Raw genomic sequence first — 13,198 nt, forward strand, 5'->3', positions numbered from 1 at the left:
ATTTGTGTATGGTTCATTTAAAAAGTGTCACAACACAAAAAGAATATATCTGTGAAGTGTAAGATTTTGTTAAAAAAATATCTTATCTTATCTTATCTTATCTTTTCTTGATAAGATATTTAAAATTTATGTTGAAACGACGCACTGCAAGTGCGGGGTTTTTCTCCCAAAGTGGGACAATAAAAAATACCAATAACATCATCCGTGACAGCATCACTGAAACTAACGATATAATTAAGGTAGATTTATGACAACTGAATTAAATTTTACTCAAGAAGCTATAAGCAAAATTATTTCTCATAAAACTAAACAAGAGGTTTATGTTGATACCAAAGAACCAGGCTTGATTCTCATAGCATCGCCCGGAAAGAACAACACTAAGGTTTTTTACTTACGCAAAACAGTGGATGGTACATACCGCACAATTAAATTAGGTAAATTTCCCTATATGTCGGTAGCAGAGGCAAGAAACAAAGCTATTGAGCTGAAAGCCCAAATTGCTAGCGGCATTAACCCTATTAAAAAATTAGCTATCACGTCAATTTGGGATAAGGATATTGTGAACATGTAGATTAAAATCAAATTTTGTTGAAGGTTTATTTTTCTTTAATGAGTAAGCAACAAGAGTAGATAATATATGGACAAAGGAATTTATTGGTGATCTATGTCTAGTATGTTCAAGGTTCATTTTATTTTTTAGATAATCAAAAACTGTTTCAATTAAGTTACGCTTTCGAAGTAAGATTTTTTCTTTCAAATCCATTAATTTATTTTCCATATTCTTCTTAATTCCATGAATCATTTTTAAGCCTCTTTCATATAAATTTAAGAACAAATTTTGCTTAATATAACCTTTATCAGCTGCTATAATTCCAGTTAATCTTTTTGTTAACTCCGGTACTGGAACCCTATCATCTACATTGCCTTTGGTCACTTTTAATGCCATAAACTCCCCTTTATTATTGATTATTACATGTAATTTAAAACCATAAAAATACCCCATAGAGGATTTACTATGTTTGGCTAATCCTTTAAAAACTTTATTGCTATAACGCCTTTTATTGTGACAAGCTTTAATCGTTGTAGAGTCAATAAAATAAATACCTGTTTCCTCACCAAACAACAAATGAATCAACATATTTAGCGGTATGAATAATCGTGCCATTAATTCAACAAATCTATTATAACTCAAGGCTTTGGGAAAATCATCCTTATGCATGCACTCTATATAACTTTTATAGAAAAATTTAAAATTCTTAGCATAGGATGTATGAAACATAATTATTATTGTTAACATTTCACTTAGACTCATGCTACAACAGCGATTTCTTTGCTTATTTGATGGTAATAACTTTCTCTGTTCATACTCCAAATAAATTTTACAAAAATCATCTATAAAACTATATAATTCTGTGATATCTTTTCTCATGCCTGTAGTTTGTTTTTTTGTTTAAAAATATAAATACTGCAGGCACTCCTTTTTGACAATCCTTTTATCTATTACTATTTCATCTATATCTTATCCCGAACTGACGTTTTATGGATTTTAACAAACTCTCCCTTAGCTCGATCTCCTTCTTTGACTAAATAAATGCCGTCACTAGTACCTAATAATAATTCATCGGCAAAAGGCACTGACCACAGGACATTATCAAAAGTAGATGAAGAGAAAGTTGCTGAAAAAGCACTTAACGGGTTACGAGCTTCTAGTAAAATCCTATATGCCATCCTAAAATCACTAAAATCTCCTTTATAGCTTGCCCAAATTGAATGAATATTTTTATTAACCCCAAAGCACCATAATCGGTTTTCAAAAGTAACCACTGAAGTACAATATAATTTCTCCGACGTGGCTTGGTAGATATTGCTTTGCCCAGTTGATAGGTTAGCTGCTCGTTGGTGAATAGCTTTTAGCTCATCATTAATTTTGTCTACCTCTGCTCCGTAGATTACTTCATTAAAAGGTTTTTGTATTAAGCGTTCTCTTTGGTCACTTCGTCCTGTCGAAAAATAGTTAACTTGGCATTTTAGTGGTTCAATGATAAACATCTTATCTTTGTTAGGGAAATTGCTGGCTAGCTCATAGCTGCTACTGGACGCTATCTCAGCTCTTTCACCATATTCTACCTGTCTCTTTCTTGCCTGCTCTTCAATATGTTGGTAAAATTGCTCGACAATTTGCGGATCAATGGAGAATTTAAAAATTGGTCTCTTATCACCAAATGAAATATAAGCAATTCCTTGAAACACTACATAAGAAAAATCCTTAGGACGAAAATGAAAATTTTGCCCTTCATCCTGTATAACTTTACTAGTTAACAACAATTCACCACCAACAAAGAATAAGCAACGAGTTTCTAGCTGATGCGATTCAAAAACCAGCAAGTAGGATAATTTCCTTGAGAACATCACAGCTGCCATTTTTCTTGGTACATTGTCACTGAACAAATGAACAAACTGCGTACCATGTCTTCGCATAATGCCCCCTGAGGGTAACAACATGAAGTTGATCAGCTTCTTAACGCCGTTTTGATACAAAGCCAGCTCTGTTCTTCCCTCAATAGTTGGGGTTAGCTCACCACCTGAGAAGTTATTTTTTTGCGAGTAAACAAATTGTTCTTGTTGCATAATATTTTTTAATTATTAGTAGTTACTTTACTCAATAACAACCAGCTGAAGCTGGTGGGTTGATATCTAGACTGGAAGTCGCTATTACTCTAAAGAGATATTACTAATGCCTGTGCTATCTCTCTGATCCTAATTCTTATAAGTTACCCTGCAATACTTTTGTAGCGATATTTAGTGATCCAAACAACATGAAAGCGATGGTAAAATACAGTGTGGCTAGTCTTGTTATAATCTGTCATATATGATATTTTAATATACATAAGAGCAAGCTCTTCATGTATATTAAAATATCATATATTCAAGTTATAGTGAATTGAAATATTAGAACAAGGACTGAAGTCTTTCCCAGCTGAAGCTGGGGGTTTTAACCAAAAAGGTGACTATAAATATTAGCAACTAATTTTTTTATAAAAATAATTAGATTTTAAAATGACACAGATTAACATTACACAAGATGAAGCTGATTTTCTGTTTAAAATGAAAAAAATTAAAATGGATAATAATATTTGGAATCTTCCGGATCTTGGCGGTAAAATAGCAGTACCTTTGATATCTCTTGATAAAAGAGAAAATTTTATACTGGATATTAGTAGAGGAAGACTAGACCTTAAAAGACAAAAATATCAAAATCGTTCTAGAGAAGTCATAGTATTGGCACGCTTAGATTTAGGGAGTAGTCATAGAAATCCTGATGGTGAAGAAGTAGGTATACCACATTTGCACTTATATAGAGAAGGATATGGTGATAAATGGGCATTTGCTATCCCAAATAATATTTTTCGAGATATAGATGATTTTTGGCAAACTTTACATGATTTTATGGGGTATTGTGAAATTATTGAAGTTCCAAATTTTACAAAAGGATTATTCTCATGACTCCAAGCTTAAATATAGAACTTCTTTTAGAAAATTACTATAAATGGTTAAGAGATAAAACAGCATGGAAACAATTAAAAGATTGGCTTGAGATAACTACCCCTTATCTTGACCCCCATAATGACTACATACAAATTTATCTAAAACAAGAGGGGAATAGTTATATCCTGACTGATGATAGTTGGACTATTGATGATTTAGAACAATCAGGATGTTTGCTGGATTCTGATAGACGACAGAAATTTTTAGAGATGACTCTTAATGGTTTTGGTGTACATAAAAATAATAATGAAATGTTTGTTAAAACCAATCAACAAAATTTTGCTTTAGCCAAGCATAATCTCATTCAAGCAATTCTTGCCGTTAACGATATGTTTTACTTAGCAAGACCTAACATTGCTTCGTTATTTTATGAAGATGTACAAATGTGGCTAGATGCTTGTGATATCCGATATTCTGAAAGAGTTGCATTTTTAGGTCAATCCGGTTACCTTAGACATTTTGATTTTCTTATTCCAAAATCAAAATATGCCCCTGAGCGTATGATTCAGACAGTAAATACTCCAAATAAAAATAAAGCAACTAGTATTATGGGAGATTGGTTTGATACGAGAGAAGTACGTTCATCTGACGCAAAAGCATATACTTTTATAAATGACAATGAGAAGCCTATACCAGAAAATTTTCAAGATGCTTTAAAAAATTACCAAATTATCCCTATACCATGGAGTAAACGAGATAATTTTAAGAGTGAATTAACTGCTTAGTATTAAAAATGAGATTTTAATACTAACTGATTAATTACCTTAAAAAAAATTTTTGCAAACGCCCCCCTATACCCCATTTTTCGACGCGTACACCCCCCGGGTGATTCCGCGAACAATTTTTGCCAAAAAATGTAAAAAGTCTGTCCGGCAAAACTCTATAAGTCTTATAGATAATAGGGTTTAATGGCAGAAAATAATAAAGAAATCCATAAGAAAATGTTAAAATAATGGTATGGACCTACCCTATATACAGAATGAGAAGCGTATGCTAATCTTCTAGGATAGGAAATGAATCCTAATCAACAATAAGGAGGTCCATATGGAAGTTACCACAATTGGTATAGATATTGCAAAAAGAATTTTTCAAATTCACGGTGTAGATAAAAATGGCAAGACAATATTAAAGAAGAAATTAATGAGAGAACAGGTTTTAACTTTTATGGCTAACGTACCAAAATGTCTAGTAGGCATGGAAGCTTGCGGTGGAGCTAGCTATTGGGCAAGAGAATTAATAAAATTAGGTCATAATGTAAAACTAATGGCACCACAGTTTGTTAAGCCTTATGTCAAAACCAATAAAAATGATCAAGCTGATGCAGAAGGAATATGTGAGGCAGTAGCAAGACCTAGTATGAGGTTTGTACCCATTAAAACTGTAGAGCAACAAGATATTTTATTTATTCATAGGGTAAGACAGAGATTGGTAAAAAATCGTACTGCACTTGCTAATGAGATTAGAGGGCTATTATATGAATTTGGTTTTACTATTCCGCAAGGAATCAATAAGATTATAACAAAATTAACTGAGATTTTAGACGAAGGGGATTTAAGTCAGCTAAGCTACCAAACATTTAGTGAGTTAAAAGAAGAATTTGTAGAAAATGATAAAAAAGTTAACCACTCTGCACTGCAAGTGCAGAGCTTAATATTACGGCATGAATGCCTCATGTATGTACTAACTTAAAAGTTAGAAACTATTTGTGTATGGTTCATTTAAAAAGTGTCACAACACAAAAAGAATATATCTGTGAAGTGTAAGATTTTGTTAAAAAAATATCTTATCTTATCTTTTCTTGATAAGATATTTAAAATTTATGTTGAAACGACGCACTGCAAGTGCGGGGTTTTTCTCCCAAAGTGGGACAATAAATTGGTCTGGTCTAGAAGAATGGTTATCAAAAAATGTTTCTATTAAGAGATTTGGTAGAAATAGAAAATGTCATAGAGTGATGCTTGGTGTAACGATGCTACAAGCAATGTATAATTTTTCAGATTCATTAGCAGAGGAAGAACTAAAAGAAAACATGTATTGGCAATATTTCTGTGGGTGGGAATATATAGAAACAGATATAGCGATGTCGGAAACTAGCATAAGAAGATTTCGTAATTTATTAGGTGAATCTGGATATAACGAGATATTAGCAGAGTTGATAAGAGTTGGAATAAGAACTAACACAATTAAAAAAAAAGATTTGGAATTGATAATTGCTGATACAACGGTACAAATTAAGAATATCAAGCACCCACATGATGTTTATTTAATGGATAAAGCTAGGCTTAGTATTGTGAAGCTTTGCCAAAGTTTGGGTATAAGTTTAAACGAAACCTACGCTAGAACCTATAAGCGAGATATAGTTAACCACTCTGCACTGCAAGTGCAGAGCTTAATATTACGGCATGAATGCCTCATGTATGTACTAACTTAAAAGTTAGAAACTATTTGTGTATGGCTCATTTAGAAAGTGTCACAACACAAAAAGAATATATCTGTGAAGTGTAAGATTTTGTTAAAAAATATCTGTATGATTCATTCTTATCTTTTCTTGATAAGATATTTAAAATTTATGTTGAAACGACGCACTGCAAGTGCGGGGTTTTTCTCCCAAAGTGGGACAATAAAGCTCTGGAAGTATAAAGAGCATAGCAAAGCCAAGAAGCGTTGGAAAATAATGAAGCATTTAAAAACGTTACTTGGTCGTTTGGTTAGAATATGTGAGCGTGAGATAAAAAATCAGAAATTAAACTTATCTATCAGAGATCAAGAAGTATTGAAAAAAGTAAAACAAATACATAGCCAATCTGTTTTAAAAAGAGAAGAGAAAAAGCAATACAAAGAACAGAATAAAATATTGTATAGTTTTCATGCCCCTGAGGTAGAGTGTATAGGGAAGGGAAAACGAAACAAGCCATATGAGTTTGGCAATAAAGTTGCGGTAGTAGTCAGTGGTCGTAGAAATTTTGTACTGTCAGCAAAATCGTTTCATAATAATCCTTATGATGGTCATACATTGCAGCAGAGTTTTGAAGCGGTAGAAAATGTAACTGGAATAAAGATAAAAAAATCGTTTGTTGATCTTGGTTATACTGGCAGCAATGTTAAAGAGAAGAGTAAGGTATATACCCCAAAAACTCGGAAAAAGTTATTGAAAGAAGACAAGTGTATGATCAGGAGACGCAGTGCTATAGAACCAATAATAGGGCATTTGAAACAATATGGCAGGATGGGCAGAAACTTCTTGAAGGGTGTGATAGGAGATGTGATCAATCCAATAATCTCTGCTATAGCTTTGAATTTACGATGTATTGCCAATCATTTACACATCATGCCTAACTCTACATAAAAAAATTATCATTAAAAAACTTGCTAAACGATTAAAAAAAATCGTTAACAATAAGCTCATGTAAAAATTTTACTAAAACAGAAATTTTTCAATAAAATTGAAAATAATTTTTAATTTTAGTGCAAATATTAGAATTTTTTTTGTAAAAATTTTATTGTCCCACTTTGGGAGAAAAACCCCGCACTTGCAGTGCGTCGTTTCAACATAAATTTTAAATATCTTATCAAGAAAAGAAAAGATAAGATATTTTTTAACAAAATCTTACACTTCACAGATATATTCTTTTTGTGTTGTGACACTTTCTAAATGAGCCATACACAAATAGTTTCTAACTTTTAAGTTAGTACATACATGAGGCATTCATGCCGTAATATTAAGCTCTGCACTTGCAGTGCAGAGTGGTTAACTCAATCATAGATTATGGGGGGCTTTAAATATTTTTGGCGGACGGACTAAAAAAAGTAACAAAATTTGCTTAAAATCTTGGCAAAATAGCTATAAATAGCAATTTAAGGTACACCCTTATGATTCTTTATCAGAGGTTCGTACACTTATAAGCCGCATTACTATCAAGTTTTTTAAGTTTTGATAATTTTTTATAGTCACCTTTTTGGTTAAAACCCCCAGCTTCAGCTGGGAAAGACTTCAGTCCTTGTTCTAATATTTCAATTCACTATAACTTGAATATATGATATTTTAATATACATAAGAGCAAGCTCTTATGTATATTAAAATATCATATATGACAGATTATAACAAGACTAGCCACACTGTATTTTACCATCGCTTTCATGTTGTTTGGATCACTAAATATCGCTACAAAAGTATTGCAGGGTAACTTATAAGAATTAGGATCAGAGAGACAGCACAAGCATTAGTAATATCTCTTTAGAGTAATAGCGACTTCCAGTCTAGATATCAACCCACCAGCTTCAGCTGGTTGTTATTGAGTTTGGTTTTATTTTGGTTTCAACCCTAATTAAATAATTCTTGATTATTATTAACCTTATCGTAATCATTTTTTTCTCGCTTAATACAATTAGTTTCATCAACTTAACTACCAATTCAAATTTTTGTTTGTTATTGCAATAATACCTTAAATTTCGCAAATACAGACTCGTACAATAGTGCTATTTGTTTTTAATATTTTTAAAAAGCTAAAAATTAAAATCCTTCTATAAAGATATTTAAAATAGCTTTAGATGCTATTTGCCACAGCTTACAGCCCAGCCATTCTATCGACTTTCATAAACTCAAAAGTATAATTCAGTTTACTGCAAGCATATTCCAAATCTTTGCTGTACTTATTCTTAATCCAATCCCCAATAAAGGCAGTAGCTGGTTTGAGAATAAGCTTATTGCAAGTCGTATCTTCTTCAATTGCTTCTAACTTACGTCAGTTCGGGATAAGATATAGATGAAATAGTAATAGATAAAAGGATTGTCAAAAAGGAGTGCCTGCAGTATTTATATTTTTAAACAAAAAAACAAACTACAGGCATGAGAAAAGATATCACAGAATTATATAGTTTTATAGATGATTTTTGTAAAATTTATTTGGAGTATGAACAGAGAAAGTTATTACCATCAAATAAGCAAAGAAATCGCTGTTGTAGCATGAGTCTAAGTGAAATGTTAACAATAATAATTATGTTTCATACATCCTATGCTAAGAATTTTAAATTTTTCTATAAAAGTTATATAGAGTGCATGCATAAGGATGATTTTCCCAAAGCCTTGAGTTATAATAGATTTGTTGAATTAATGGCACGATTATTCATACCGCTAAATATGTTGATTCATTTGTTGTTTGGTGAGGAAACAGGTATTTATTTTATTGACTCTACAACGATTAAAGCTTGTCACAATAAAAGGCGTTATAGCAATAAAGTTTTTAAAGGATTAGCCAAACATAGTAAATCCTCTATGGGGTATTTTTATGGTTTTAAATTACATGTAATAATCAATAATAAAGGGGAGTTTATGGCATTAAAAGTGACCAAAGGCAATGTAGATGATAGGGTTCCAGTACCGGAGTTAACAAAAAGATTAACTGGAATTATAGCAGCTGATAAAGGTTATATTAAGCAAAATTTGTTCTTAAATTTATATGAAAGAGGCTTAAAAATGATTCATGGAATTAAGAAGAATATGGAAAATAAATTAATGGATTTGAAAGAAAAAATCTTACTTCAAAAGCGTAACTTAATTGAAACAGTTTTTGATTATCTAAAAAATAAAATGAACCTTGAACATACTAGACATAGATCACCAATAAATGCCTTTGTCCATATATTATCTACTCTTGTTGCTTACTCATTAAAGAAAAATAAACCTTCAACAAAATTTGATTTTAATCTACATGTTCACAATATCCTTATCCCGAATTCACGTAATTCAGGAGGATTGGGTAGCAGGAGCGGTGGAGTGAGTATCACAACTGTTGGAAGTTAAAAAATCGTCTATTAGCGAAGTGCTGTTGTAAGGCTTAAACCGTCATTGCGAGGAGTCGCTGCAAGCGGCGACGTGGCACAATCTTGTGAAGAAGGTCTTGACTATCATGAAGATTGCCACAGTGCCTAACGGCGTTTAGACGATTTTTTAACTTCCAACAGTTGTGCCTTCGTGGAACATCGAGAATAGACCTCTTTCGAAACTCGCTTGTGCGCAAGGGTGTGAAGGAGACGCTTCACCTCGAACCGCAGCGTACTCTAATTCCGTTACGGATTCGAGTACCGCATCATTGTCCAAATCACCAGCAGAAGTAGAGTTTCGAAAGAAGTCTAATGTTAAATCCATGTCTCATATCGATACTTAGGTTACTTTAGCATTTTTTGGATATATATTTAGTCTGAAAGTAGGAGTTTATTCTCTTAACTTACCTTGGAATTTCTCATGAACAATTGTAACAATTTCTTGACTTAACAAATTTAGGTCTGCTTCATTTAACGTCCGATCATCTGCTTGAAATTGCACCTTAATTGCCACTGATTTTTTACCGGAAGGTAGTTTATCTCCCGAATAAATATCAAATAGATCAACAGACTTTATCATTTTTTTATTAGAATTCTTGATATAAGCAATTATCTTGCTAACCGGCTGCTCTAGATCAACTACAAAAGCATAGTCTCTAAAGGTTGGCTGGAAGTCAGAAACAATAAACTCGTCTCTTTTAGCAAATTTTGCTTTAGCAAATGGTATATTGGCAATATCTATTTCAAAGGCAAATATCTGACAGTCAATATCAAAATATTTTAATATAGAGGGATGAATTTGCCCAAAATAGGCTATAATATTTTTACCAAGTTTTATAAGGGCTGATTTTGTCGGATGGTAATAAGGTAACTCAGTTGGACAAAATTGGCACTTATCAATCGGTAGACCTACATAATTTAAAACATTTTCTAAGTCAGATTTAATATCAAAAACATCTACTAAGCGAGCTGCAGAATGATAATCTTTTTCATTATATAGCCCACATCTTACTGCAGAAGCAAAAACTAACTCACCATCAGATTTACAAGAGTTAAAGATTGGCCCTATTTCCATCAAGGCAATTTCTCTAATTGATCTTGCTAAGTTTTTTTGAACTAATTTAAGTAAATTTGCAATGATGCTAGGTCGCATATAATTATTATCAACATTAATAGGATTTAGTAGAAATAATTCCTCTTTTATTGGAGCAAATAATTTTGCTATTTCACTATCCATGAATGAGTTTGTTACAACTTCATCATACCCGCAAGTGGCTAAAATTCTTTTAATATCAGAAATTCTTCGTTGCTCTTTAGGTATAATCCTTGTTAGTTGCATTTCTGGTAATTTAATCGGCTCTAATTTGTCATAGCCGTAAATACGAACAATTTCTTCAACAATATCTTCTTTAATTGTGATGTCATGTCGCCAAGATGGTATGGTAAGTTTGAGAGTATCGCCTATATCTACTATAATAAAGCCAAGATTTTTTAAAATGTTACAAATCTCTGTTTTGCTTAAGTTTAGACCGGTTATTTTAGCTAGGCAATTTATAGGGAAGTCCAAGGATTTTTGCACAAAAGCAAACCCTTCATTATACACTATATCAGAAATTTCACCTCCACAAATAGCTAAAATCATTTTACTTGCAATATTTAAGGCTTTTAAGGTAAATGCCTGATCAATATTGCGTTCAAAACGATAACGCGAATCAGTATCAATCTGTAGAGATCTCCCCGTTTTAGTAATATATTTAGCAGAAAAACACGCCGCTTCTAGCAAAATATTTTGCGTTCCAAGTTCACTTTTACTACTATCACCTCCTATAATACCAGCAAGAGTAAGTACTTGCCTATCATCTTGAATTACCAAAGATTCTTCATCTAAATCATATTCTTTGCCATTTAAAGCTAGAAATTTAGTTTTCTCTTTAAGTAGTGTAATTTGCAGCTTATCTGATAATTTACTTCTATCATAGGCATGCATTGGTTGCCCGAAACTATACGATATATAGTTAGTGACGTCCACTAGGGCTGAAACCGGTTTTAGCCCAATATTTTGCAATAATTGCTTTAACCAATCAGGGCTTGTCTTGTTTTGTAAATTTCTTATTTCCCGAAAGCAGAATAATGGGCATGCTTCTTTATTCTCTACCTGCAAGGTTAATGTAGATTCAAATTCTCCAGCAATTGATGGCACTTCTAATTCTTTAAGCGTACCAATACCCTTGCTAGCTAGGTCTCTAGCTATACCATAGACACCAAGAGCGTCACCACGATTAGGGGTAACATTAATATCAAAGATTGGATCACCATACCCATAATATTGTATAAGTGACTCTCCTATCTTAGCATCGGGCATCAGTTCTATTATACCATCAGAATTAGTGCCCACTAATAGTTCTTCTTCAGAACATAACATTCCGCAACTTTTTTCTCCGCGAATTACTGATTCTTTAATTTTAAATTTACCATTAGCGATTTCACAACCTATTTTTGCCAGTACTACTTTAATATTTTCCCTAGCATTACTTGCTCCACAAACTATTTGTAAAATTTCCTCATTAGTTTGGACTTGACATATCTTAAGTTTATCCGCCGATGGATGGGGTGTAGTAGATAATATGTGAGCTACTTCAAAATCTTTTAGCTCCGTCCTTCTATCTACTATTTCTTCCACTTCTAGACCAAGCATGGTCAAACAGTCAGCAATTTCCTCAACAGAACTCTCGGTATCTAGGAATTTTTTTAACCAAGATAAAGTAAATTTCATCTTGTTAATCCTCCAGCTAGAGTTGGCAAGTCAAAAGCAGAGAAGTTATAGTGTTTTAACCATCTTATATCTCCTTCAAAAAATTGCCTGAAATCCTTGATAGCATATTTTAACATAGCAAAACGCTCAACACCTAGACCAAAGGCAAACCCTTGATAGAGATCACTATCTATATTAACATTTTTAAGAACATTTGGATGAACCATACCACAACCAAGCACCTCAAGCCATTTATTGCTACCCTGCATCTTAATATCCACTTCTGCCGATGGCTCGGTAAACGGAAAAAAACTTGGTCTAAAACGTATGTCAATATTTGTTTGTTCAAAAAAATCCTTGATAAATTCAGTGATAACATATTTTAAATGCCCCATATTGATATTTTCATCGATCACTAAACCCTCAATCTGATGGAACATTGGTGTATGTGTCATATCGGAATCAGACCTATAAGTTCTACCAGGAGCAATAAATCTAAAAGGCGGTTTACCATGTTGCATCGTCCTGATTTGTATGGGTGAAGTATGAGTACGTAACAATAGGGGGTATTCTGCCTCTTTTGCCTTTAGATAGAAAGTATCGTGCATCTGCCTTGCTGAGTGATCTTCATAAAAATTTAGGGCAGTGAAATTATACCAATCGTTCTCAATAGTTGGACCATCCTTAATGGTTAGCCCAAATTTTGTAAATACTTGAATTAATTCTTCAGTAGCTTGGGTAATGGGGTGTATGCTCCCCTTCTTATACTGCCGAGCTGGAATTGTTAAATCTGTCTTTTCTTCAGCAAATCGTTTATTTAATTCAATTTCCTCCAAGGCTGCTTGTTTTGCTTCTAGCAAATTACTAATCTGTTCTTTAAGCAGATTAACTGCCTCGCCTAACTTTTTACGATCATTTTGCTCAAGACTACCAAGCTTTCTCATTTCTTGGTTAAGTAAGCTTTGTTTCCCAAGAAACTCCACCCTAATTTGTTGCAACTCTGATAGAGCTTGAGTTAATTCTATTCTGCTTTGTGCAGATTTTAATATTTGGTTTAGATGATTCATAACAAGTTAATAA

Annotated in this window: 13 protein-coding genes and 1 pseudogene; 9 read left to right on the forward strand and 5 right to left on the reverse strand. The window is 32.7% G+C overall.

Annotation, left to right across the window (positions count from 1 at the left end; all coding sequences use genetic code 11):
* Window positions 1–107 precede the first annotated feature (107 nt).
* Window positions 108–251 (forward strand): hypothetical protein, encoded by a 144-nt coding sequence (locus tag AAHN00_RS01445; protein ID WP_342271902.1) that lies wholly within the window; start codon window positions 108–110, stop codon window positions 249–251.
* Window positions 248–571, forward strand: a complete 324-nt coding sequence (locus tag AAHN00_RS01450; RefSeq protein ID WP_342271903.1) for an Arm DNA-binding domain-containing protein — start codon at window positions 248–250, stop codon at window positions 569–571. The genes AAHN00_RS01445 and AAHN00_RS01450 overlap by 4 nt, the downstream gene beginning before the upstream one ends.
* Here AAHN00_RS01450 and AAHN00_RS01455 read toward each other — a convergent pair.
* Window positions 539–1,429, reverse strand: a complete 891-nt coding sequence (locus AAHN00_RS01455) for an IS982 family transposase (RefSeq protein ID WP_342271904.1) — start codon at window positions 1,427–1,429, stop codon at window positions 539–541. The two genes, AAHN00_RS01450 and AAHN00_RS01455, sit on opposite strands and share 33 nt — an antisense overlap.
* 83 nt (window positions 1,430–1,512) lie before the next feature.
* Window positions 1,513–2,628: a hypothetical protein gene (locus AAHN00_RS01460; protein ID WP_342271905.1), complete on the reverse strand. Its 1,116-nt coding sequence runs from the start codon at window positions 2,626–2,628 to the stop codon at window positions 1,513–1,515.
* Window positions 2,629–3,057: 429 nt separating this feature from the next.
* Between AAHN00_RS01460 and AAHN00_RS01465 the strand changes: the two genes are divergently transcribed.
* The 6 genes and pseudogenes from AAHN00_RS01465 (at window position 3,058) to AAHN00_RS01490 (ending at window position 6,892) form a co-directional block, all read left to right on the forward strand.
* Window positions 3,058–3,504 (forward strand): DUF6978 family protein, encoded by a 447-nt coding sequence (locus AAHN00_RS01465; RefSeq protein WP_342271906.1) that lies wholly within the window; start codon window positions 3,058–3,060, stop codon window positions 3,502–3,504.
* Window positions 3,501–4,271, forward strand: coding sequence for a DUF1828 domain-containing protein (locus AAHN00_RS01470; RefSeq protein WP_342271907.1), 771 nt, complete (start codon window positions 3,501–3,503; stop codon window positions 4,269–4,271). Before AAHN00_RS01465 ends, AAHN00_RS01470 begins: the two co-directional genes overlap by 4 nt.
* Before the next feature lie 319 nt (window positions 4,272–4,590).
* Window positions 4,591–5,166 (forward strand): annotated as a pseudogene (locus AAHN00_RS01475) (IS110 family transposase); the annotation flags it as partial.
* A 105-nt stretch (window positions 5,167–5,271) separates the two neighbouring features.
* Complete coding sequence (locus AAHN00_RS01480) at window positions 5,272–5,466, forward strand: hypothetical protein (protein ID WP_342271908.1); 195 nt, start codon at window positions 5,272–5,274, stop codon at window positions 5,464–5,466.
* Window positions 5,462–5,977, forward strand: coding sequence for a transposase (locus AAHN00_RS01485; protein ID WP_342272716.1), 516 nt, complete (start codon window positions 5,462–5,464; stop codon window positions 5,975–5,977). Before AAHN00_RS01480 ends, AAHN00_RS01485 begins: the two co-directional genes overlap by 5 nt.
* A gap of 36 nt (window positions 5,978–6,013) precedes the next feature.
* The gene (locus AAHN00_RS01490) at window positions 6,014–6,892 is read left to right on the forward strand and encodes a transposase (protein WP_342271909.1); all 879 of its coding nucleotides are present in this window, start codon (window positions 6,014–6,016) and stop codon (window positions 6,890–6,892) included.
* Between the two features lie 128 nt (window positions 6,893–7,020).
* Here the strand turns inward: AAHN00_RS01490 and AAHN00_RS01495 are convergent, their stop codons facing one another.
* Window positions 7,021–7,191: a hypothetical protein gene (locus AAHN00_RS01495; protein ID WP_342271910.1), complete on the reverse strand. Its 171-nt coding sequence runs from the start codon at window positions 7,189–7,191 to the stop codon at window positions 7,021–7,023.
* 1,201 nt (window positions 7,192–8,392) lie between these two features.
* Here AAHN00_RS01495 and AAHN00_RS01500 point away from each other — a divergent pair.
* Window positions 8,393–9,346: an IS982 family transposase gene (locus AAHN00_RS01500; RefSeq protein ID WP_342271911.1), complete on the forward strand. Its 954-nt coding sequence runs from the start codon at window positions 8,393–8,395 to the stop codon at window positions 9,344–9,346.
* Between the two features lie 411 nt (window positions 9,347–9,757).
* Here AAHN00_RS01500 and pheT read toward each other — a convergent pair whose 3' ends face one another.
* Together pheT and pheS are read right to left on the reverse strand one after the other, a co-directional pair.
* On the reverse strand, window positions 9,758–12,139 hold the full coding sequence (gene pheT, locus AAHN00_RS01505) for a phenylalanine--tRNA ligase subunit beta (protein WP_342271912.1): 2,382 nt from the start codon (window positions 12,137–12,139) through the stop codon (window positions 9,758–9,760).
* Entirely contained in the window at window positions 12,136–13,185 is a 1,050-nt protein-coding gene (gene pheS / locus AAHN00_RS01510; RefSeq protein ID WP_342271913.1) for a phenylalanine--tRNA ligase subunit alpha, read from the reverse strand. The genes pheT and pheS overlap by 4 nt, the downstream gene beginning before the upstream one ends.
* Window positions 13,186–13,198: the final 13 nt, after the last annotated feature.

It is taken from the genome of Candidatus Tisiphia endosymbiont of Parasteatoda lunata, assembly GCF_964030955.1.
Classification (GTDB): Bacteria; Pseudomonadota; Alphaproteobacteria; order Rickettsiales; family Rickettsiaceae; genus Tisiphia.

Bases quoted from the DNA above. Each gene is read 5' to 3' on its own strand.
- AAHN00_RS01450 (WP_342271903.1), top strand. From the start codon at position 248: ATGACAACTGAATTAAATTTTACTCAAGAAGCTATAAGCAAAATTATT.
- AAHN00_RS01455 (WP_342271904.1), bottom strand. From the start codon at position 1,429: ATGAGAAAAGATATCACAGAATTATATAGTTTTATAGATGATTTTTGT.
- AAHN00_RS01460 (WP_342271905.1), bottom strand. From the start codon at position 2,628: ATGCAACAAGAACAATTTGTTTACTCGCAAAAAAATAACTTCTCAGGT.
- AAHN00_RS01465 (WP_342271906.1), top strand. From the start codon at position 3,058: ATGACACAGATTAACATTACACAAGATGAAGCTGATTTTCTGTTTAAA.
- AAHN00_RS01470 (WP_342271907.1), top strand. From the start codon at position 3,501: ATGACTCCAAGCTTAAATATAGAACTTCTTTTAGAAAATTACTATAAA.
- AAHN00_RS01500 (WP_342271911.1), top strand. From the start codon at position 8,393: ATGAGAAAAGATATCACAGAATTATATAGTTTTATAGATGATTTTTGT.
- pheT (WP_342271912.1), bottom strand. From the start codon at position 12,139: ATGAAATTTACTTTATCTTGGTTAAAAAAATTCCTAGATACCGAGAGT.
- pheS (WP_342271913.1), bottom strand. From the start codon at position 13,185: ATGAATCATCTAAACCAAATATTAAAATCTGCACAAAGCAGAATAGAA.